Here is a 21,024-nt window from a genome sequence, read left to right on the forward strand (position 1 = left end):
TTTGGAATGAGAAGATATCTTTTTGTATCATCTAGTACAAACCTGAATCTTAAAAAATGTTTTTATTCTCAAAATTTATAATTAGCCATGCTTAATAAAGAAATGAAGGATAATAAGAAGAGAAGTGTTTTCAAAAATACACTTGATCGAGATATTTATGCAATGAAAAAGGTATTAAAAATGCTACAAGAAGGTTTTTTTACTTGGATCGGAGAATTAGGGAGTAGCAAATATTAGTCCAGGACACAGGATTAGGAACTAAGTTTTAACTAATTGATCAGATGCAAAAGAAAAGTATCCATTAATACACTAATGAAAGATAATCATTTGTTTGATAAATTGTGTAAATCGATACAACAAGAAATCCCAAAGAAAATATTAATAGTAACAACCTAATACAACAATGGCAATTCTAGTTATTCACCAAAATAGCTAATCTAAGCAAATGAAAAGTTACTTAGAAGGTAAAAAATTAAATAAGATTGAAAGGAACAAAGCCGAGAAAGATGGCCTATTGATTGGTAAGGAAATAGAAGAATTTGCAAAAATTGGTTGGGAAAAAATAGATAAGACTGATTTAGAACTTAGATTGAAATGGTATGGTTTTTTTTGGCGCCCCAAAACACCGGGAAAATTTATGCTGCGTCTTAGAATACCCAATGGAATCTTAACTGCTAAGCAATTAAGAATCATTGCTTCTATAGTTGCTAGGTATGGTGAAAATGGAAGTTGTGATATAACAACAAGACAAAATTTACAGCTCAGAGGTATATTAATTAATGATCTTCCAGAGATACTTAAAAGAATAAAAGAGTCTGGTCTTGAAACAATTCAATCTGGCTTCGATAATCCTAGAAATGTAACTGGTAATCCTTTAGCAGGGATAGACCCTTACGAAATTATAGATACTAGGCCTTTCACATTAAAATTAGAGAAATTCTTGACTAATGAAGGAAAGGGTAATTCTGAATTTTCTAATCTGCCTAGGAAATGGAACACAGCAGTTGCAGGTTCAAAAGATAATTTTCTTCTTCATAATGATATTATTTTTCATCCAATAGAAAAAGGAAATGAACTAGGCTTTGGCGTATGGGTAGGGGGAATACTTTCGTCGCAACTAAATGACTATGCAATACCACTAAATGTATGGATAAAAAAAGATGATATATGTAATTTAACTGGTGTAATCATTTCCATATGGAGAGATAATGGTGAGAGGGAAAAAAGACAAAAAGGAAGGTTTAGATATTATTTAAATGAACTAGGTATATCAGAATTTAGAAACTTAGTTGAACAAAGATTTGGACCATTAGAGAATGACCCAGGCTCATCATTTTCAGAAAAACCGCGTTCGATATTTGGAATTCATCCTCAAAAGCAAAAGGATCTATATTACGCAGGAATTCATATTCCTGTAGGAAGGTTAAGCTCAGAAGATCTTCAAGATATAGCAACCACAAGCATAACTTTTGGGAGCGGAGAAGTACGCCTTACTGAAGATCAAAATATAATTATTATTGATATTAAAAAAGAAAATTTAAGTGATTTTAAAAATGATAATTTATTTAAAAAATTTAGTTTAAGTCCTAATCCAATTTCTGCTGGAACTGTTGCTTGTACTGGGAAAACATATTGTAGTTTTGCTCAAACAAATACTAAAGAAAATGCTAGCAAAATAGCGAAAGAACTAGAAGCAGAAATTCAATTACCGGAAGAGATAAAAATTCATTGGACAGGTTGCCCAAATAGCTGTGGTCAAGCATATATGGGTGCAGTTGGATTGACTGGAACCAAAGCAAAGAATAGTTCAGGGGAAATAGTTGATGCATTCAACATAACTATTGGTGGAGAGCAAGGTGCAAATAATAGAATTGGAGAATTGAAATATAAAGGTGTCATAGTTAATGATTTAAAAGATGTATTAAAAAACATTTTGATTGAAAACTACTCGGCAAAGATTAAAAAAGAAAAATCTCAAGAGACTATTAATTTTCTGAAATACCCTAAAGAGCTCATAGGAAAATTAAGAAAAAGCAGTCAATCTCCTTAGTCTGCTTATCACCAAAAACAATTGTAATTACAAACCTATGAAACAAAAATCCAATGGTCACTTCTCTAGATTTATCAACTGGCTGATGAGGATGAGTGATGAACTTCCAGAGATTAATAGAGAAAAAGGAGGTCAAGATTTTTTCTCTAAAATAATGAATCGTATTAGCAATTAATAGATTTATTATCCCCAAATATATAGAAACTAATGCAAAAAATGGAATCTAATTCTTCCCAAATGGACTATGTGCTACCGAATGAATTGGTAGATGGAATGATTGCAGCTGGAGGTAAGAAATCTACTGTAAGCATTAAAAATCTAATGGTCAGAGGTTTTTATTCAGGAGCAATACTGGGTTTAGCAACTTGTTTGGCAATTACAGTTGGGATTCAATCTGGCATGCCTTTCTTAGGTTCAGTTATTTTCCCATTTGGATTTGCCAGTATTGTTCTATTTGGTATGGAATTAGTAACTGGTAATTTTGCATTATTACCTATGGCGACTTGGGCAGGGAAGTCCTCATGGAGAAATACATTTAGAAATTGGACTTGGGTGTGGATAGGGAATTTTCTTGGAACATTTTTAGTAGCAGTTTTACTATCCATTAGTCTTACAAGTGGAGGTAATGTAGATCCTCTAGCGGCAGCTGAAGGAGGGAAGGGATGGGCTGTTGTAGCTGCAAAGATTATTGCTCTTAACAAAACAAATGTTCTTACCAAATATGAGGCTCTAGGTTCTACAGGATTTTTCCTCGCATTCTTAAGAGGCGTAATTGCAAACTGGCTTGTATGCCTTGGGGTAACAATGGCTCTTGTGAGCAAAAGTGTCCCAGGTAAACTTCTCGCTTGTTGGTTGCCAATTACAGCATTCCAAACAATGGGAATGGAACACATAGTAGTCAATATGTTTTTACATACAGCTGGGCCACTAATGGGGTCTGGGATTCCATTCTACAAAGTTATTTTCTGGAACTTTTTACCTGTGACTTTGGGAAATGTTATTGGTGGGATGGTATTCATTGGAATGTTGTTTTACAGCACTCATCGCACAAAAATGTCTAATGTTTTGCCAACAGTTCATGATGAGAAATTAGAAAGAGAATTAGCTGCAGAGCTTGGTGCAAGATGATTAAAAGTTCACTGATTTGCAAAGAAGAAGTTCTACGAGAGAAAATTTATCTAACGAGAAAAAGCTCATCTCTTGACCCTTCATGGTTAGCTGATGCTTACTCCACTAGCCTTGCAGAAGATCTTCGCTATTCAATCTCAGAACGCCTAGGTTGGCTGGGAGAAAAAGGCTGGCAACACCTAAAAAGACTTATTGATCAAGAAGGTATTCAACCAGAATTCATTTATGCATCAGGGTTGTGCTATCAAACCGAAGCCAAAGATTGGTTATTTAGTCAACTCAATTGCAAAAATAAATTTCAAGTGGAAACTCTTCAGGCACTCAGTTGTTGGGGAGGCGATTTTTCAATTCAACTATTAAAAAGTATCTTATCTGAAGAGTCTCAGGCTATTCGATTAGCAGGGTTGGAAATACTAAAGTTTAAAGCTCATCAAATCAACGATGAATTGCTCATTGAGATTCTAAAAGAACCAATTAGCGACTTCCGTGAAGCAGTAGTTTTAAAAACTATTCGTATTCTTCAAAGAAGAGATGGAATAATAGTCTGTAATGAACTTGCAAAAATAGTGAAGCATAGCCATGAAAAAATTTCAGATGCAGCACTAATAGCATTAGGTTCTATTGCAAATACAAATAGCATTCAAGTCTTATTACAACTAAGCCAATCATTAGAAAATGGTCAAAAAAAAGAAATGACTTTAAAACAGCTATCTCAGCAATATAGATAAAATAGAATAAAGAAATGAGGGTGAGAATATTAATCCATTCACACATTACAATATCGCTGAGATCCCATGGCATCACAGGAACTTAACTACTGGCTAATGAAGTATGAACTAGATGGTTGAAAATCAAGAAGGCATACGCAATATAGTTATAGCAATCTATTTCAGCTTTTAATAAAATAAATTTATTACTTCTTTAGAAGTATTGGCATCATTTTCCCACCACCTTGATCATCATCATCTTCAAATGAGAAAAAAATAACCACTATTGCAAAAATCGCTATAAATAATGAATAAGTGATAACTGCAAATTCACTCATTTGTTTTTATTTGGAATTTCGAAAGAGAATATCAGAATAAGAAAAAAGGAATGTATCTAATTTGACAACCACATTTTTTAGAGGGAGCTTACATTTGAGATACGCTTACTCCTATACAATTCATGTATACCCTCTAACTGATTATAAACAGCAAGCAATTGAGAGCTGATATGATCAATATTTTCAATACCATTTAAGTCAAAAAGAATCCTTTCAATTCGATTCTTTGATTCCACTAAAATGTGGCATTGCCTCGTTCCTGATTCGTATAGCATTAATTTAACTGATAATTTTAAGAGCATTTTTACGAAGTAAAGACTATACAAATGAAGTCAATGTCATTATAATAACTCCAATCATAGCTAGTCTGCCATTAAGGATTTCGGCTTTCTTAAGATCACAGAAAGACATATCTCAGAAATTAAAAGTATTTGTTGATGAATAATATACTAACAAGAAAAAGAAAGTGTATGTATCTATTTATGCTTTTCTCAAAAAACATCGATGCCAATTAAAATTACTATAATATTTAGTATTCCTCAATACATAATTACGATAAAATTCCCGTATTCAATCTAAATAAATTAGCATTTAAAAATAAAGACTATCAAAAAAACTTTTTGTCAAATTAGATACATCTATAAAACAATAAAGCTATAGCTTAATTTCAACCAAAATAATTACTATGGCTATGGAAACCAAAAGTTTGAGACAACAGGATCTAATAAGAAAAGCAATTATTAAAGAATTTCAAAAATGCCATCCATCCGGAATTGCTGTTCAAAAGAAAGCTTATAAGCCTTCCTTAAAAGTCAATCAATCACACTACCAGACATCTCTTTAAACAATGGATAATAATCAAGACTTTCATGGAACGAGCCCTGACCTTTACGAAGAGATATTAGCTTACGAATCACTAGACCCATATGAAGGTCTTTTGAATCGCTCCAAGAGCACTAGAGCATATCTAAAAAACAGCGCTAAGGAAGTTTCACGCCAAGAGCATTCTAAATACTAATCTGCCTATTGTCGTGATTACAAAATGAAAACGATTATCGTTCTTATCTTTTGATAAGGTCGACAATGTTTGGTCTTGCGTAAAAGATGGGACAAAAATGGTTAATTTCAGGCTCGCCAGGGTGCGGGAAGACGACCTGGATACTTAACAAGATCCAAAGCAATCAAGGTGCTTGCGGATATTTACGCCTAACTGAACAAGCCAACAATAATAAAGAAAAGTCACCTGAATCTCTAATTGATTACACATTCTTGAAAGATCAAGCTCCTCATCTACAAGACTTGTCGGACTGTTCTGATACCTCTATGTCACAACAGAAAGACTTCTTAATTTTGATTGAGCTTTCACAATCTCAATCACCTGAAAGCTTAGAACCAGCAGAGCTAAATCCTTACGTCAAGAGTCAACTTGAGGCTTTAGGGCTACAACCTGATAGGCAACTACACTTTGGTCGAGACTCAGAATTACCTAATAATGACACGTTGGTTTTCAAAAAACTTGAATCTTGGAGTCTCAACCTTGCCAAAAGAGTCTGGGATCCACAGAGCCTAAATACCTTTTGGTTTGAGCTCGTGAATGGAGCTTATGGAGATGTCTATAGAGCCAAGGCTCTCATGAACTTGCCCGATGGACAGTCTATTTTCTTCAATTGGATTGTGAGTCAAAAAGGGTCACAGTTTCTTCCACTAAAAACAGTTTCTCCCCCTAATGGCAGGCCTCAACGACCATCAGGGATTGTCATACAAGGGAAAGGACTTGATTGCATAAACATTCAGTCAACGATCAACCTCTGCCTGCTAAACGATTCCTTACTCGAAATGCATCAAATGCCTCTTCGAGATCGACAACCAGAAGCCCTTCACGCAAGCTAATCATCATGAAACATGCAGTGATCTCCTGCCTACATGCCAACCTCGCTGCAGTGAAGGCGGTGTTAAATGATATTGATCAAAATGGAATTAGCGATATCACCTGTCTTGGTGATCTAGTAGGCTATGGACCACAACCGAATGAAGTAGTAGATCTAGTACGAGAACGTGCTATTGCTAGCTGTCAAGGTTGCTGGGATGAAGATATTATTGAGGGTCTTAATGCATGCGAATGCAGCTACCCATCTCAACTAGCGGAAAAGCGTGGACATCTAGCTCATGAGTGGACAGCAGAACAATTAACAGATGTCAATAAAGATTTTCTAGCAAGTTTGCCAACATCAATACGTAGAGATCGCATCCTGTTTGTTCATGGCAGTCCCAATAGCCAACATGAGTATCTTCTACCTGACATGAATGCATTTGCAGCACTTGAAAGAGTTGACAAAGCCGGAGCTGATACTTTGTTTTGCGGACACACTCATCAACCTTATGTACGTGAACTAAGAAATGGATCAATTCGAGTGCGGCTACAAAACACGTCTAATAACAATGCAGAAGAAAAAGAAATAAATTTCCCGATGCGAAAAATCGTCAATGCAGGATCAGTCGGCGAGCCTCGTCATGGGAGCACTAATGCCACCTATGTAATCCATGATGATGTTACTGGTGAAGTTGAAATCAAAGAGGTAGCCTATGATATTAGGCAAACTTGCCAAGCCATTATTGATGCTGGATTGCCACCAATATTTGCATGGCGACTAAGCCATGGCTTTGAATTTGCTGAGCAAGCCGAAGATGCTAGTCATGTTTGCGAACGATGATTGAGCGCTGGGCACTAGTGAGTGGTCTAAAAGGTGACCTAGAAACCTACGAGCTGATTCAAAGTGAATTAAAGAAAGCTCGCGGAGTTACGGCCTTATTTGTCCTGGGAGATATGATCGGGCCAGAACGCAACTGTGATGCATTATTAAATCGACTACAAACCCCCCGACGTGATGAGTTACAACCTCAATGCATATATGGCTGGTGGGAAGAGCAACTACTCGCAGAACAAGGATTACGTGGCGAGCAAAAGGCCGATGCCTTACGACTAAATCAAGGAGAAGAAGCAGTAACGGCCTTATTGAATGCTGTTGATAACTATCACCTCAAGTGGCTAGCATCACTTCAATTTGGCTTCATTGAATTAGACTGCGGCTTAATCCATGGAAGCTCCGCAGATGTAGGAGATAACCTTACACCTGAAACATCTCCGCTCATTCTTATTGATCGCCTCACTCGACTTGATGTAAATAGATTATTCACAGCACACAGTACCAAACAATTTCATCTTGAACTCACAGGGGGAGGGCTCGATTCACAGGTAAAAGACCTGAATGGCGTAAATCAACATCAGCAGAAAGTATCTAAACAAAGCATCATTGGAATTGGAGCAGGAGCGAATTACACCATCTATGACGTTGGTAGCGATAAAACACACTTTCTGACCGTTGGTGGTCAATACAATACAAAAGGAAAAGGTTTCGCATAACAAGCATTCTTAGAAGTAATTCTCATTTGATTCAAATACTTATTAGATAGAGTAAAGAAATAGGGGTGAGAATGTTAAGCCATCCACACATCGCAATATCGCTGACATCCCATGGCATCACAGGAACCTTGCTACTGGATAACGAAGAGTGAGCCAGTTCTCATACCAATGCATTCCAACGAAATGAGGACTGACCATACCAGAAAGAAATTAAGAGCTTAAAAAACAAAATTCGATGTTTGGTGCATAGATTATTTCGTCTGTAGCTACAGTGAATGCTTTCCGTCTTTTCTCTTTAATGATTCCTATTGGTTTAAAATCTATCATGAGTTGGTAAAATATCAAATATTATGCCAAGAAAGAATGACTGCCTTGTTTTCCAAGATATGTGGTTCTTTAGCGGCAGGATTACTACTGGCCGATAGTCCAATTCAAATAAAATTTATAAATAATGCATCTACGTTAGACAACGCAATGCAAACTTATTTTGCTAATCCTGCTGATCAAGCCTCATATAACAAAGCCTTAAAAGCAAGCTATGGAATCATTCAAGAGAATTCTAGAAATTCATTATGTTCAGTACATGTTTTTGGTATAACTCAAATTTTACAAGGAATGCCGATTTTTATTAATGCATCAAACAAAAACATTCTAATGTTGAAGTCTTCGAAGGAAGAATCAATTGCACAAACTGGTCTAGGCAGTTCAAAAAAATGGGATGAAATCATCTCAGCTTCTCAGATAGAGTTTCAAAAAGGGATGGCATTTAGAGGAGAGATGATCGGAAATTACATGCAGATTGTTCATCAAAGCTGCAACGGGGGATTGTGGAGCAAGTTTACGCCTAATATAGGAAAGGCCTTGAAATTGGGAAGGTAAGACAACTTGATGGCATATAAAAATTACACCTCGCATTATAGCTGTATAAAGATGAATACCTTAAGTTGATAGCTATGTTATTTGAAGCATCAATAGCTTTCTTTTGATTAAATACTTCCATAGGGCGATTAGTCTCTGTACTCCAAGATAATCCTGTGATACTTGATAGATAAGCTGTAAACCTGTCTGATGGCTTTTTATTCTTAAATAATATTGACTTGTAAAGTGAAATGCCATCTTCATTTAGATAATTGATAGTGAAGATATATTCATGTGATGATTGAAAAAGAAAAACAGGGCTTATCAGAGCTCTTCCTAAAGCAGTTCTTGAACCTTTACCGCCTCGCCTCCATGAAGTGATATTTCTGATTGGCGTTAATTTAATTTGACCTTTTTCGTCAATTCGTAATGTTTGGGGATTAAGATAGACCTTACACTTCTTCTTACTAGGAAGACATATTGCATCAAACTTCTGCTCGCTCGATTCAGCATAAGATAGAGGAAGAAGCCCAATTAAAAGAACTGGGAGAGCAATTAATGTATTTCTCATAGACTGAATATTAAGTCAAAAGCTTTTAAAAAGTGCTATTATAACTGCAAAAGTTTGGATTGCCTTTTAATGAGATATTTAAATCTTACTAAAACTTAAAAAGACTTATGAAAGGAAAGATTATTCTTTCATTTTGCTTTGCCATTTTTATGGCAATCAACCCTATCATAAATGGGCAATCAGCAAGAGCTTCCGAAAGATTCAATGATGTCTACTGTCAATCAGACTTTGAAGACAAAGATGTCTGTAATGTATCATTTCACCGAAAATTTCTATCCGCTAAATTGATAAAATCTGGGGTTAATATACGAATTCCCTATTCTTCAATCTATAGATGGTCTTATGAAAATTCTACTTTAAGAAAGCGCAAAGGAATATTTACTACTAGGTTAGAACATATCCATTTGTTCACTATATTACACCGTGATATTGATCTTGGGACTAGAGAAGTGTTAATAATTGATTTTGATAATATTGACTACGTACCACCTATGAAGTCATTACTAGACGACATCTTGCCGCAATCTGACTTCACGGATTCTCGTAATTAATTTTAGCGTCAATAAAGTCTACCATTTTATCAATGGTGTCATATATTGCGATTTTTAATTTACTCTCATTGCAGATATCTTTGTTTTTAATATCCGACTCGCATGAAAAGGCTGATTCATCAGAAAATACCCGAGAACCAACTACATTATCGATCCGAACTGCACGTTCTTTAGTTACATCTACTGATCTCCCATTAAATGTTCTGCTAGCCAAGAAGTCCTGTTCAGCAATGCTGATTATGTCAATTTTAATTGACACATCTCCATACACGTTAAGTTGAGTTTTATCAGAGCTGCAGCCAAGTACAGGTAGACATCTTCCTTTCTTTGTGTCAACCCTTGAAGACGTAAGGAGTTTCAATACAACTGGTCTCACAATATAATCAGCTTTTAATTTTTCTCCTGCACTTATCATTTCAGTGATATAAAGATCACTTGTTAGGTCTTGCTTCATCCCTGGCGCTATCATAAAGGCATATGGAGAACTAGACTGTGTTGTATTAGATAAGCCATAAACTTCTTGTTCAAGTGCTTTGCTCACTTTAAACCAAGGGACAGTCTTAACTCCTGTATTGCGCAAGGCCTGGTTTAATATTTCTGTAGAGAAATCTTTAAATGCCTCCCCCTGCATCCCTTTATGGCCAGACTTGTCTACTACAGGCATCAAAATTATTGGGCGGATTCTATTGATCTTGTTACCGCGAGGGATTCTAGTAATAGGAGGTGTTGAGGGCGAGGAGTTTTTTCTTTGTTTTATACAGTAATCACTTTTTCGCCACGTTGGAGACTCACAATCAATCTCAACACTTCTAGAATAATTAATATCAACTGCAAAACATGAAGACAGAAGCGTTGTAATGATTATGGATTTCCTAAAAATATGATTCATTTTCTCAATGGAAGAATTAGGTTTTGTATATTTATCCTTATTGCAATTAGAGATTTTTTCTTCACTGCAACTAATTGCATCATCTTATTTGATAAATGTTATCATAATAGTATATAGATAGGAAGAGGGTAATAATGAATAAGCTTCATACTGTTGTAGCAACTGTTCTTGCCTCATTAAGTATTGGGAGTTTACATACCAATGCCAATGAAGTTGACGCCTCAAGGCATAAGGCCTTATGTAGTTCTTATAGTTCATTCACCCCTTGCGAAGTATTTGTTTATAAAAAGTTTCGAATAACCGCTAACTTGCCAAGAGATTATTTAGATATAAAGAAAGATTCAATTTTGCAAATGGATATTTGTGACCCTGATGCTCGATGTAAATCTTTAGCCTCCAAAAATTTAAAGTATATTTGGCATGATTATTTCCTATCGCCATTTAGCTCTGTCGTTGATTATAAAATACGTTATATTTCTGACTCAGATAGACCCAGAACAGCCATAATTAGATATATCAACCGCAGAGCGGCTTCTAGCTTTGGCAAGGCTTTATTAGCTTCTATAGAGAACCTAGAGTCTCATGAAGGGAAGTTTACTCCCATAGATAAAGACAAAAACATCAAAGAGACCTTAAGACCTTTTAATTGGTAACTTTTTATAGAGTCACTTAGACTTTCTCTCACTTATTTCTCTTAACTTTGGTCAGCAATCTTTATGTGTGAGGAGCTAAAGACCAATTGTGTAATGTAGATAGGCATTAGTCTCTGTTTTTGACAGATAAGGAAGCTCTTGATATTGAAGAGTTCCTGAGATTCTTTGATTGGCACTACTAGCAAAAACACTCTTCTTATCTACTTCTTCGTATTGAATAATCTGAATTTGATCAGGTCCTATTCTTTTGACATGAGTCCTTCTATCAGCATTTTGAATACCTAAAATAATCACTAGCTTTCTTCCATATCTCTTGAGTTACTGCAAAGGCACCAGTCTTAAAAGCAACTTGTCTATCCATAACTTTTCAATAGTGGATTCCAGTTTTAGCGGCTCAATAAGTTAATAGCAAATAACAAAAATTTCTGAACTCATATAACGATATAGGCGAGACTTAGATGCCCCCCTATACCCCTCCAAAAAGTAGATATAGGGGTGCACGATGATTTCCGTATGACTTAATTTTCAAAAGTCTTCAAGCTGATCCTTAACGTCGCAGAGAAAAGAAACCTTGAATACTCCTCATAGAAAAGCGAACCACCTTTCTATAACTAGATAGTTCCTCAAAGTTGGAATCGATTCACAAAAAGGTTGGAATGAGTGGCAACCTCAATTCTTTAAATCTACTGGTATTACTAGTTTTCTTATTTAGCACTGATCAATTCTAATTTGAGATTTTTTTCCATCTAGATATCCTAGAAATTCTCCTTCTCTCTGTCTTGAAGTATTGAGAATTTCAAAAGGCCCCGTTAGGTATCGATCGATTGCTCTTTAAACAAGCAAAGGTTCATCAACAGAACAGAAATATGATCTGTTAGCTATTAGTAATAGAAACTTGATTGAAATAGAATAAAGAAATAGGGGTGAGATTATTAATCCATCCACACACCATCCACACATCGCAATATCGCTGAAAACCCATGGCACAACAGGAACCTAACTACTGGCTAATGAAGAGTGAGCCGGCAGTCATACCAAGGGGTTCTAACGAAGTGAGACTAGCCATACTAGCAAAATACTAGCAAGTCAGATATTGGAATTTAGAGGTAACTATTTGTTCTTTGGTTGTTCTTCTAGGTACCACTGCATAGAACAAGGCATCCACTTTTTACCCATCTTATGAGAACCTTCACATCCAATTTTCTTTGCTGCTTTCTCCGCCTCTACCTTGGTATTAAATACCCTTCCCATCCCAATTGCTTGATCTTGAACTGCAATGGCACATAGAGACATTGAAACAGATAGGAAACATACAACCTGAGGGATCAAAATTTTTTGATAGTGGTTGTTTCTCATAAATTAAGGTTGCTGTGATTAGTTTATTCTTTATTAGTACTAGAAACCTGATTGAAATAGAATAAAGAAATAGGGGTGAGAATGTTAAGCCATCCACACACCATCCACACATCGCAATATTGCTGAGATCCCATGGCACAACAGGAACCTAACTACTGGCTAATGAAATACGAGCCCTAAGTTATAGAAACACATTAAAAGGCACTAAAACAATAATCGGTTCCAAAATATTCCCACATTAATCAAAGAAAAGAAGGGTCTAATAATGATGGTCTATATGAAAGTAAAAAGGGCCTCTCTTCGTTTTTAACCGCAGTGATCACATCTTCTCCAGTATGCCAAATCCATTGTTGTTGAGGAGACCTTCCATCAATATCAACGCTTGTTCCAACTGGAGGACCAAAACGGTGTCTTAATCCAGCCAATACTTCAGTCATATTTTCATAATCCATTTCGTAAGCAAGCTGTTTCAACCCATGATCATCCTCAACACGAACACGAAGTCTATTTACAGGTAACCCACTTATCTGAAAATCTCTGACTTCAAAAAGGTCCTTACTTGCTTCTTCCTGTACAGGGTTTAATGACGCACCTAAATGTCTTTCTACACTTTGGAGATCCATCCCCCATGACAACCCTTCGACACAAGCATTTACAGGCATAGCATTGAGCTGAATCAACACAAGAAGAAAAACTAAACAAATTATTTTAAAAAACCTTGCCATTTAAATGCTTTGATCTTCCTAATTGAAAAGTAGAGGTTTACTTCCACGAGGTACATCTTTTGTGCGGGATTGAACTAAAAGAAAGATAAGATCTCCTAACTGACTGGCTAATGAAAACATAACCTTTAAGCATGGACTAGCTTTTCAGCGAACCAGAAATATTTACCCAAACTTTACCCAAACTTTCTCTCACTTATTTCTCTTTACTTTTCGTCGACAATCTCTTAAAAGTTCTCGCTCTAGGGAGAACCTTGAATTTTTAATTTGGATTATCGGCTAATTCAGGAAAAAGAACGGTAACACCGATAATGCGATACCTGATATAACCAAGAGAATTACAAACAAATATCTAGGTTCTATTTTTTCTTTATCCGATTCTTCAGTCATTTATTTGAATCTCCTGCCTTCTACTCGATCAATATAATCTAATGACTTTTTGACATATTCTATTCTCTTTTCACTCGCTCGAAGAGTACGAGTCAATTTATATCTACGGACTTTGCGCCATAGTCGCATCACAGAATCAGGTATTGGTTTATTTAATGGCATTTAGGAGGATCTCAATAAATTCAGTAGGAGTGAAACAAGCAAGCTGATCGCAATGCAACTGACTACTGGGAAATAAAAAGTGGTGTTTTCTCCCCTCAAAATTATGTCCCCAGGCAATTGCCCTAAACCTATTTGCTTTAAGTAAGGATATAGAACACCTATTACGGCAATTCCAAGTCCGAGTGTAATTAGTAATTTTTGCATTTCAAACCAGGGGTCTTTTTAACTGAGTTAGTTCCAAACCCTTTTCAGGAAGACATTCAGTCTGGTATGAGATTACATTTTTTGCTGTAAAGCTTGCCCCGATTGCAACCAACCCAATTACAAAGATCCACTTGCTTCTCTCACTGGCTAGAAGGTTTCTCATAGAACTAGAAGGTCAAAAGCGAAGAGCTTGTGCCCACCATCGACACAAGCATTTCTATAAATCTAATTACTTAGTTGCTTGTCTCCAGATAAACCCAACAAGCAAAGACATCACAATCAAAGGAAGAAACGCTTTCAAGATTCCAATTAATACGACTACACCAAGTGATATTGCAAGGTAGAAAACCCACTTGGGAACAAAGCGCACAGAGTTATATCCATCAGAACTTGATGGTGGGATTATTTCAGGGTCGATAGCCACTTTGACTCCTCAGGTATACCAAAATTAGCTTGCTTACAATTTAAAAGGTATGGTTTTCACGAAAGAGACGAAAAAATTTTCACAATGGAAATCCTACTCAAACTTTCGATTCATTTTTGAGCATGAAGAAGGGGGACGTATTTTGATGTCCCCCTTTGAGTCCAGCTCTTATTTTTTAAACCAACGAGCTCGGACTCCTATTTCATTTCTAGCCAACTAAGAACAATAGCCACAGAGTATAAACACCTCCTTTTGATCTTTGCTAGCTAATGAAAAATGAGCTTAAAGCTATGACAAGAAAATAAAATTACGTTCCGATTTTATGGAGCGTTTAAAACGCCATTAGTTGTGCATGATGCAGACGTTTAGCCTTCTCTTTTCTTGCAGCACTATTGGCATTTAATACTGACTGATCATGGTACTTGCTTCCATGTGAAGTCGATAGCAACTGTGCTTTGTGAAGTCGTTTAGCTCTTTGAAGTTGCGAGCGGATTAAAGGGAGAGTGTTCATAACATTCCTCCAAAGTGACAGCCCCGTTCCCTGCTGCCAATACATGCATCCCTAGGGGACGAACGTACAAATATTGTAGCAACAGATACAAAATAATGGTTTTGTGAAATTACCTTGCCGCGTAGCAAAGGACACCAAATATTCGCTCTAAAAAAACCACCTAACCAAAATTATCTAACTAATCATTTATTCCGCCAGGATCATTCTGTTAGACAAAAAAAGTCGGCAATACCGCATGCGAACATTTTGAAATCATAAAACCCTGCTTATCATCTACTTAGCAAAACAAAGTTAAATAATATCAAATCGATAGTTCTGAATATAAGTAGTATTAAAAGCAAATAAATTATTATTTTTTATTCTGCATGAAACAATAAACGATGATTATTTTTTTGCTGTGGTTAATTTATCTGGATGAAATTTCTTATATAGATCATTTTGATATAAAGGAGTAGAGAAGCAATTCACGTCATCAAAATCACCCTTTTCATGCATCTCAGTTAGATAAACCTTCGCATCATTTGAACTAACTTTCAGATTAGCTCTAGAAACAAGCGTCAAGGTTGATTGAATAGCACCTTCATGGTCATAAAGAAATTCCTCACATAAAGCTCCAAGTTGGTCTGCCTCAATATTCAAAAGGATTTTTCGAAATTGATTAAAACTTTCCATAAACACGAAAATGAAAAAAATTAAACAATAAAAAATGAAAAGTTTTCCATTAAATTATTTTCTTTACTCCAATTAGTGCTCAAAATAGACATAGAAATATCATTTTCTACAAAAAGGAGGTATAAAACTGATCAAATCGAAGCAACTGTTACTAATGATAAACTCTTTTCAAAGGCTTCAACTGAAAATCGAATGGTAACAAAACTTTCAAAACTTCTTTTATGTTCTTCTACAATTGGGTCCTCCTGTTCACTAATGGTGATTTACCTTTTTGAGAAAGCATAATTAATGCAAGTGGAATCCCAAAAACCAGTAAGGAAGAAAACAATAGAGCAGTATTTATAGTGAAGGCACTCATGGGCAGATCAGAAGAAGCCAAAGCAAAAACGAATTGATCCAAAGTCATAATTAATACGCAAACTTAATATAGAGACTGTCCAAGGGAGAAATTGCTCTTTTGATCGATCTAAATGCAAACTTTTTTACGTCATCTGCTAAAGAATTTTCTAGATAAGAAATAATAAAAGAAAGATCAGTTCGGTATTTACTTCTTACTTTAATTTAATTAAGAGATTGAAAACTATTTTTATTCAGGCTAAGAAAAATAATTAAAAAAGAGAACCCCAGAAAGAATGCAGTGAATAAAATCAGAACAAATGCAATCAAATTTTAATCACCCTAAAAAAAAGAGCTGAATCTGATATTTGATGTAAGTATTGAGAGTTCAAAGCATACATGAAAATCAATCATGCCTATGAGCAATACCTAGTTCATGCATTCGAGCATGTTCATCAATACTATCTGTCAATGCCTTAGATCCTGGGCCAAACGAGTTATACATACCATATGCTACTGAGCCAAATAGGAAAGATAGAATAATTCCTATCATTAAATATGGTGATAGATTTAAAGATGAGTTTTCCAAAATAATTACTATATTTGCTAATTATTGTTTAACATCTCCTATCAAATTTCAAGTATTTATTTTACTATTTCAAGAAAAGTAAATGCCTTGTTCGTGTTATAATTGTTATTCAAATATGTTATATACTCTTATGAATTTTTTCACATCTCTGCGATGTCTAAAATTATATAGACATATACATTAAATGAATATCTCCATGGTAGTAAATATTATTTTGATCTTTTATGAAAAATAACGATCAGCCATTTCTTGCAGCATCTTTCTAATGTGCTCGTCTTGAGCATTAGTCTCTTCCTTTAGTTTCTCGCATGCACCTTTAACTTGCATCCATACAGCTTCCATAACTTCCCTTTCTTCTTCTGAAGGTTTCCACTTAGGTTTTTCCATATGAGTGATAATAGAAGCAATGCAACCTAGCTCAAAGGTTTACCCAAACTTTACCCAAACTCCTATTCACTTCAATTAAGAGGAATATTTACTGATCGATGAAACATTGAAGATCACTATTACCATGAAATTATTTACTAAATAATTCAAACTTTAAAAATGCTTCGATTACTACTTCCATTAGTCGCTGCCCTAGCTCTACCTATTGGTGTTATTGCTCATGAGAAGCCACATAAGGTGGTTTGGATGGTTCTTAATCTGAAACAGGGGGGAGGGGTAGTTGTAATACCAACGGCGTCATTGGCACAATGTAATGCGGAAGGATCAATTGTAATTGAATCTCGTGAACTCAGTTTGAGAGGGAAGGGATATGAATGTGTGGAGGGCGTCCGTTGAAAAAGGGATTCACTTTTTTACCTGTTTTGTTTCTCTTAGCTTTACCTGTTAAAGCAGATTTCGGTGATGCTGATTTCCCTGTTGAATTATTGATGGGAGGACCAAAGAGTTATCACGATGCTTGGTGCGGACGTCTCAATAATGAATGCCGTGTTCGATTTCAAGGCCCAATGATGTGGGTTGAAGGCCAAGGTGGAATCAAATCCTCGCAATACATAGAACATACCTATAGCAAAGAGTGTAAGGGTGACCTTTTCAGGAATTGTGGAGCGCATTTCCACTACATCACTTACAAGTCAGATCAAGGGCCAAATATTCGGCAAGCTCTTTTCTTATTCTCCAGCGGGAGAGCACAAGCTGAATTCTCAAAAGCCTTGAGAAGATGGAAGTCGCAATCAGAGAATGTCTTCCCTAACTATCGACTACCCGCCAGCCAAGGTCCTCAAGACACACAAGGTAGAGATAAAGGTTTAAATCCTTACGACTATCCCCCTATTACTGACTGGTCAGAAAAGACCACGGATTAAGTCGATCAATGCTTCCGAAATCAAAAGCCATGGGAAGGTTGAGCGACAATAGAAACACTTAGATACTGAGCTCAACGGCTTACCCAAACTTTATCCAAACCGCCCATTTTCGCCCAAACCCCTTGATATGACTAAACCTAACTACTGGCTAATGGAAAGCGAGCCTGACGTTTGTACCCCAAAAAGCTAGTGATGCCAATTGATTTAGCCCTTTTTTTGCTGATTTCTCTTTACTTTTGAAGTGATATGCGCCATTTGCTACTTGCACCGCTAATAATTGGGCTTTCGTCTCCTGCACTAGCCGATTTAGGTGAGGCTGAACTTACTGAGTTCCAAACAAGAACTTTTGATGTGTGGTGTGGGCAAAGGTATAAGGATTGCGAAGTTACGTTTACAGGAGAACGGTTAAAAGTTAATGCTGGTAAAGGGATTACACCCAGTTCAATTCTTTTAACACAAGAAGATAATTGTGGAACTTTTTATTACTGTGCCCGTTTCACGGTTACTTATCAGAAAGCAAATGGCTCGAAAGCAAATGGGAAATTCCTTATGCAAAACCACCACACAGTCAGAGAGTTTCGACAAGAATTGGAGAGATTTACTGGTAGAGAGATTGGAGCTGCGAAAACTATTGATATAGAAGAGACTAGAAACAAATGATTAAACGGTTACTTCTCCTACCTCTAATACTTGGTGTGATCTCTCCTGTTCTAGGCGAAGTCAATCCAAGCATTCATAAGAAGTGTCTTCAAGCGAAAGATTATCTGGGTTGCGTAAAAGCAATGTCAGGGGAAGAGTTAAAGAGGAACCAAGTATCTAAGAATGGGAATACATGTCCTACTGGTTATGCCTATATAGGTCAAGGATATTGTCGAGAAGTTATATGTCGAAATTGGGGAAGTGGCCTGACTAATAATCCACTAGTTGCAGGAAAAAAGTGGCGATGTCAAAGAATGGGAGCAGGTAAATTAAATTTGGACTTAGGAGATTCCATAAAGATCGGAAACAATACTAAATGTCCTACTGGTGAACCAAAGATTGGGTGGAATAGTACATGTGATAAGCCTTATAAAGAGCCGCCCAAGAAAGATAGAAGCTATGGGAAAGTTATTTTAAATCTTGTTTTATGAAACGCTTAATCCTTCCAGCCTCAAACGCGAGGCAATAGAAACAACAAAACCCCTAGATCTAAGGTTTACCCAAACTTTACCCAAACCGCCCTTTTTCGCCCAAATCCCTTGATATGACTGAAATTAACTACTGGCTAATGAAAAGTGAGCCTGCTTTTATACCAATCGATCTCAGCTTTTGATCAAAATCCATTCGAACCATATTCGAACCTGCGACCTATTTGCTCCCAAAGCACTAGATCGACTAAAAGCACAAACCATATAATTGAGCAAGAATAGAAAAGAGAATGCAGGCAATTCTTAGGTCTTCGTACCAAAATAGCCTAAAGTATCACAATTAAACGCCGAAACTCCTTGCTATGACTGAAGAAACTAGGTATTGGCTAATGAAGAGTGAGCCTGATGTATATGGAATTAAAGAACTTGAGAAAGAGAAAGAAACACTTTGGGATGGCATTCGTAACTATCAAGCTAGAAACTTTATGAGAACAATGGAAATTGGAGATAAAGTATTTTTTTATCACTCCAACTGCAAGCCTCCTGGGATAATAGGACTTATGGAAGTAATAGCAATTAATCAAATTGATCCTACACAATTTGACCCTAATTCAAAATATTTTGATCCAAAGTCAACAAAAGAAAATCCTAGATGGGATTGTGCGAAATTGAAGTATCTAAAAGAGTATAAACAGCTTTTAAGTTTAAAAGAAATTGCGAATCAATTTAATGATAAAGAGTTGATTCTTGTAAAAAAAGGTAACAGATTATCTATTCTTCCTATAGTTCAAGCAGTAGCAGAAAAATTAATTATAACTCTAGAAAAAAGTGAATAAAATAAGTTTATCAAAATAGAAAGTTAATTATTAATCAATTAAAGCATTAGATTTAAACATATTACCTATATATAATCTTGTAATTGGCCTAGAATCAACACCATTCTGCACAAGGAATCCTGCTAAAGCAGCTTTTATCAATCTATATTGATCCCAATTTGGATGCTTTTCAATAAAATCATTCATAGACTCCTTTAGAGAAAGAGGCAGATTGGCCTGAAAACTAATTATCGAATCTTTTGGCTCTGATTGAGAGGAGTTATTGCTTGATTCAATTAATTTACCTTTGTCGTACATCATAAAAAAATAAAGTCGCCCAACTACTTCCTCACATTCAAAGGGAAACGTCAACCCCTTTCTAACTTGGCTGTCTCATGAATTATCAATGTAAGACTAACTGCTTTGCAATGGTTTTACACTTTGGAAGTGAAATCACTTATAGCTGCATCTGGTAAGAAGTCAAGAAGAATGAGAATTATTTCTCTTTCCACAAGTGAAGGTATGGCAAGAGGGCTATAGGTAATCTCTGTGGAAAAACTGTGCAATGATTTTGTAGATATTCCGAATCAACTAAAAAATTTAAGATTATCAGTCTTTATTCATTCATATGAATCCCACATTGTTCTCATAACTGATGTAACAGTTTGTGCTGTAGGAATAGGCCAATAAATTTCAACACTACGCTGATTAGTTGAGTCACCACACAAAATTAATTTCAAGCTCCAAGAGACATGATTGCCCTCCAAGGATCCCCACCATATTGATTGCTCAAGTTCTATAGATATCTTTTCTTCAGGCATTAGTCTGGTCTTAATCTGCTCATGTTCATCAATTAATTTCTCAATAACTTGATTAAGTTCATTCCACTCATCTTCAGAAAGTTCAACTGCCCAATTCTCTCCTCCAATTAACGTTGAAAAATTTTTCCTTGAAGTATCCCTTACTAATCTCCACCCAGGACCTTCATTATGAATCATCCTGGCAATAAATCAGGTTGATCTTGTTCATCACTCAATTCAATAATTGATCTTTGCACTGGTTTCACGGAAGATTCTTCAAGCAAACCATCAAAATCATCAAAACGGCGCTGCTTTGCTCTAAAAGCAATGCGGACAGTAGTTAAATATCTATTACTTGATTGACGAATAAGACTCTCGCCACGTTTTGCAAGATCTTGCGAATTAAATCCAGCTTTATTCACTAAAAAATTTAGATAGTA

The 21,024-nt window shown here is 36.0% G+C and carries 35 protein-coding genes; 17 read left to right on the forward strand and 18 right to left on the reverse strand.

The features are described from left to right. Window positions 1-87: 87 nt before the first annotated feature. The 5 genes from O5636_RS05090 (at window position 88) to O5636_RS05110 (ending at window position 3,906) form a co-directional block, all read left to right on the forward strand. Window positions 88-237, forward strand: coding sequence for a hypothetical protein (locus O5636_RS05090; RefSeq protein ID WP_269621742.1), 150 nt, complete (start codon window positions 88-90; stop codon window positions 235-237). 208 nt (window positions 238-445) lie between these two features. Next, complete coding sequence (locus O5636_RS05095; protein WP_269621743.1) at window positions 446-2,050, forward strand: ferredoxin--nitrite reductase; 1,605 nt, start codon at window positions 446-448, stop codon at window positions 2,048-2,050. A gap of 37 nt (window positions 2,051-2,087) precedes the next feature. After that, window positions 2,088-2,225, forward strand: a complete 138-nt coding sequence (locus O5636_RS05100; protein WP_269621744.1) for a ferredoxin--nitrite reductase — start codon at window positions 2,088-2,090, stop codon at window positions 2,223-2,225. Between the two features lie 62 nt (window positions 2,226-2,287). Continuing rightward, window positions 2,288-3,178, forward strand: coding sequence for a formate/nitrite transporter family protein (locus O5636_RS05105; RefSeq protein WP_269621745.1), 891 nt, complete (start codon window positions 2,288-2,290; stop codon window positions 3,176-3,178). After that, window positions 3,175-3,906: a HEAT repeat domain-containing protein gene (locus tag O5636_RS05110; protein ID WP_269621746.1), complete on the forward strand. Its 732-nt coding sequence runs from the start codon at window positions 3,175-3,177 to the stop codon at window positions 3,904-3,906. The genes O5636_RS05105 and O5636_RS05110 overlap by 4 nt, the downstream gene beginning before the upstream one ends. Before the next feature lie 185 nt (window positions 3,907-4,091). Here the strand turns inward: O5636_RS05110 and O5636_RS05115 are convergent, their stop codons facing one another. Continuing rightward, window positions 4,092-4,223, reverse strand: a complete 132-nt coding sequence (locus tag O5636_RS05115) for a hypothetical protein (protein WP_269621747.1) — start codon at window positions 4,221-4,223, stop codon at window positions 4,092-4,094. 318 nt (window positions 4,224-4,541) lie between these two features. Next, a complete protein-coding gene (locus O5636_RS09745) occupies window positions 4,542-4,634 on the reverse strand; it encodes a chlorophyll a/b-binding protein (protein WP_420063753.1) in 93 nt (30 codons plus the stop codon). 280 nt (window positions 4,635-4,914) lie between these two features. Between O5636_RS09745 and O5636_RS05120 the strand changes: the two genes are divergently transcribed. The 6 genes from O5636_RS05120 to O5636_RS05145 all read left to right on the forward strand — a co-directional run bounded on the left by O5636_RS05120 (window position 4,915) and on the right by O5636_RS05145 (window position 8,523). After that, window positions 4,915-5,067 (forward strand): hypothetical protein, encoded by a 153-nt coding sequence (locus O5636_RS05120; RefSeq protein WP_269621748.1) that lies wholly within the window; start codon window positions 4,915-4,917, stop codon window positions 5,065-5,067. 3 nt (window positions 5,068-5,070) lie between these two features. After that, window positions 5,071-5,241, forward strand: a complete 171-nt coding sequence (locus O5636_RS05125) for a hypothetical protein (RefSeq protein WP_269621749.1) — start codon at window positions 5,071-5,073, stop codon at window positions 5,239-5,241. Window positions 5,242-5,327: 86 nt separating this feature from the next. Further along, window positions 5,328-6,113 carry an ATPase gene (locus tag O5636_RS05130; RefSeq protein ID WP_269621750.1) on the forward strand — a complete coding sequence of 262 codons (786 nt, stop codon included), beginning with the start codon at window positions 5,328-5,330 and terminating at the stop codon, window positions 6,111-6,113. A gap of 5 nt (window positions 6,114-6,118) precedes the next feature. Next, entirely contained in the window at window positions 6,119-6,934 is an 816-nt protein-coding gene (locus O5636_RS05135) for a metallophosphoesterase family protein (protein WP_269621751.1), read from the forward strand. Continuing rightward, complete coding sequence (locus O5636_RS05140; RefSeq protein ID WP_269621752.1) at window positions 6,931-7,644, forward strand: phosphoesterase; 714 nt, start codon at window positions 6,931-6,933, stop codon at window positions 7,642-7,644. The genes O5636_RS05135 and O5636_RS05140 overlap by 4 nt, the downstream gene beginning before the upstream one ends. A gap of 363 nt (window positions 7,645-8,007) precedes the next feature. Beyond that, window positions 8,008-8,523, forward strand: a complete 516-nt coding sequence (locus tag O5636_RS05145) for a hypothetical protein (RefSeq protein ID WP_269621753.1) — start codon at window positions 8,008-8,010, stop codon at window positions 8,521-8,523. Here O5636_RS05145 and O5636_RS05150 read toward each other — a convergent pair. Together O5636_RS05150 and O5636_RS05155 are read right to left on the reverse strand one after the other, a co-directional pair. Beyond that, window positions 8,489-9,073, reverse strand: a complete 585-nt coding sequence (locus O5636_RS05150) for a hypothetical protein (protein ID WP_269621754.1) — start codon at window positions 9,071-9,073, stop codon at window positions 8,489-8,491. The two genes, O5636_RS05145 and O5636_RS05150, sit on opposite strands and share 35 nt — an antisense overlap. Before the next feature lie 531 nt (window positions 9,074-9,604). Next, window positions 9,605-10,513 (reverse strand): hypothetical protein, encoded by a 909-nt coding sequence (locus O5636_RS05155; RefSeq protein ID WP_269621755.1) that lies wholly within the window; start codon window positions 10,511-10,513, stop codon window positions 9,605-9,607. Between the two features lie 134 nt (window positions 10,514-10,647). On the opposite strand from O5636_RS05155, the gene O5636_RS05160 reads away from it, so the two are divergent. After that, window positions 10,648-11,166 (forward strand): hypothetical protein, encoded by a 519-nt coding sequence (locus tag O5636_RS05160; protein ID WP_269621756.1) that lies wholly within the window; start codon window positions 10,648-10,650, stop codon window positions 11,164-11,166. A gap of 75 nt (window positions 11,167-11,241) precedes the next feature. Here the strand turns inward: O5636_RS05160 and O5636_RS05165 are convergent, their stop codons facing one another. From O5636_RS05165 to O5636_RS05215, 11 genes are all read right to left on the reverse strand, one after another. Continuing rightward, on the reverse strand, window positions 11,242-11,460 hold the full coding sequence (locus tag O5636_RS05165; RefSeq protein WP_269621757.1) for a hypothetical protein: 219 nt from the start codon (window positions 11,458-11,460) through the stop codon (window positions 11,242-11,244). A gap of 816 nt (window positions 11,461-12,276) precedes the next feature. Further along, on the reverse strand, window positions 12,277-12,459 hold the full coding sequence (locus O5636_RS05170; protein ID WP_269621758.1) for a DUF3721 domain-containing protein: 183 nt from the start codon (window positions 12,457-12,459) through the stop codon (window positions 12,277-12,279). A 305-nt stretch (window positions 12,460-12,764) separates the two neighbouring features. Continuing rightward, window positions 12,765-13,247 (reverse strand): hypothetical protein, encoded by a 483-nt coding sequence (locus O5636_RS05175; RefSeq protein ID WP_269621759.1) that lies wholly within the window; start codon window positions 13,245-13,247, stop codon window positions 12,765-12,767. 387 nt (window positions 13,248-13,634) lie between these two features. After that, window positions 13,635-13,796 carry a hypothetical protein gene (locus O5636_RS05180; RefSeq protein ID WP_269621760.1) on the reverse strand — a complete coding sequence of 54 codons (162 nt, stop codon included), beginning with the start codon at window positions 13,794-13,796 and terminating at the stop codon, window positions 13,635-13,637. Further along, the gene (locus O5636_RS05185) at window positions 13,797-14,000 is read right to left on the reverse strand and encodes a DUF2905 domain-containing protein (protein WP_269621761.1); all 204 of its coding nucleotides are present in this window, start codon (window positions 13,998-14,000) and stop codon (window positions 13,797-13,799) included. Between the two features lie 229 nt (window positions 14,001-14,229). Beyond that, the gene (locus O5636_RS05190; protein ID WP_269621762.1) at window positions 14,230-14,424 is read right to left on the reverse strand and encodes a hypothetical protein; all 195 of its coding nucleotides are present in this window, start codon (window positions 14,422-14,424) and stop codon (window positions 14,230-14,232) included. Between the two features lie 331 nt (window positions 14,425-14,755). Continuing rightward, entirely contained in the window at window positions 14,756-14,935 is a 180-nt protein-coding gene (locus O5636_RS05195) for a hypothetical protein (protein WP_269621763.1), read from the reverse strand. Between the two features lie 384 nt (window positions 14,936-15,319). Further along, window positions 15,320-15,607 (reverse strand): hypothetical protein, encoded by a 288-nt coding sequence (locus O5636_RS05200; RefSeq protein ID WP_269621764.1) that lies wholly within the window; start codon window positions 15,605-15,607, stop codon window positions 15,320-15,322. A gap of 229 nt (window positions 15,608-15,836) precedes the next feature. Further along, entirely contained in the window at window positions 15,837-16,013 is a 177-nt protein-coding gene (locus O5636_RS05205) for a hypothetical protein (RefSeq protein ID WP_269621765.1), read from the reverse strand. 336 nt (window positions 16,014-16,349) lie between these two features. Next, the gene (gene psbN / locus O5636_RS09750) at window positions 16,350-16,532 is read right to left on the reverse strand and encodes a photosystem II reaction center protein PsbN (protein WP_420063754.1); all 183 of its coding nucleotides are present in this window, start codon (window positions 16,530-16,532) and stop codon (window positions 16,350-16,352) included. 222 nt (window positions 16,533-16,754) lie between these two features. Then, entirely contained in the window at window positions 16,755-16,919 is a 165-nt protein-coding gene (locus O5636_RS05215) for a hypothetical protein (RefSeq protein WP_269621766.1), read from the reverse strand. A gap of 159 nt (window positions 16,920-17,078) precedes the next feature. Between O5636_RS05215 and O5636_RS05220 the strand changes: the two genes are divergently transcribed. The 5 genes from O5636_RS05220 (at window position 17,079) to O5636_RS05240 (ending at window position 19,805) form a co-directional block, all read left to right on the forward strand. Further along, complete coding sequence (locus tag O5636_RS05220) at window positions 17,079-17,315, forward strand: hypothetical protein (RefSeq protein ID WP_269621767.1); 237 nt, start codon at window positions 17,079-17,081, stop codon at window positions 17,313-17,315. Then, complete coding sequence (locus O5636_RS05225; RefSeq protein ID WP_269621768.1) at window positions 17,312-17,842, forward strand: hypothetical protein; 531 nt, start codon at window positions 17,312-17,314, stop codon at window positions 17,840-17,842. The genes O5636_RS05220 and O5636_RS05225 overlap by 4 nt, the downstream gene beginning before the upstream one ends. 246 nt (window positions 17,843-18,088) lie before the next feature. Next, entirely contained in the window at window positions 18,089-18,502 is a 414-nt protein-coding gene (locus O5636_RS05230) for a hypothetical protein (protein ID WP_269621769.1), read from the forward strand. Beyond that, window positions 18,499-18,972, forward strand: a complete 474-nt coding sequence (locus O5636_RS05235; protein ID WP_269621770.1) for a hypothetical protein — start codon at window positions 18,499-18,501, stop codon at window positions 18,970-18,972. The genes O5636_RS05230 and O5636_RS05235 overlap by 4 nt, the downstream gene beginning before the upstream one ends. 359 nt (window positions 18,973-19,331) lie before the next feature. Next, window positions 19,332-19,805: an EVE domain-containing protein gene (locus tag O5636_RS05240; protein WP_269621771.1), complete on the forward strand. Its 474-nt coding sequence runs from the start codon at window positions 19,332-19,334 to the stop codon at window positions 19,803-19,805. 30 nt (window positions 19,806-19,835) lie between these two features. Here O5636_RS05240 and O5636_RS05245 read toward each other — a convergent pair whose 3' ends face one another. From O5636_RS05245 to O5636_RS05255, 3 genes are all read right to left on the reverse strand, one after another. After that, on the reverse strand, window positions 19,836-20,102 hold the full coding sequence (locus tag O5636_RS05245; protein ID WP_269623528.1) for a DUF2811 domain-containing protein: 267 nt from the start codon (window positions 20,100-20,102) through the stop codon (window positions 19,836-19,838). A gap of 302 nt (window positions 20,103-20,404) precedes the next feature. Further along, window positions 20,405-20,782, reverse strand: coding sequence for a DUF1818 family protein (locus O5636_RS05250; RefSeq protein WP_269621772.1), 378 nt, complete (start codon window positions 20,780-20,782; stop codon window positions 20,405-20,407). Further along, entirely contained in the window at window positions 20,779-21,006 is a 228-nt protein-coding gene (locus O5636_RS05255; RefSeq protein WP_269621773.1) for a DNA-directed RNA polymerase subunit omega, read from the reverse strand. Before O5636_RS05255 ends, O5636_RS05250 begins: the two co-directional genes overlap by 4 nt. Window positions 21,007-21,024: the final 18 nt, after the last annotated feature.

It is taken from the genome of Prochlorococcus marinus str. MIT 0918 (assembly GCF_027359415.1).
Lineage (GTDB): Bacteria > Cyanobacteriota > Cyanobacteriia > PCC-6307 > Cyanobiaceae > Prochlorococcus_E > Prochlorococcus_E marinus_C.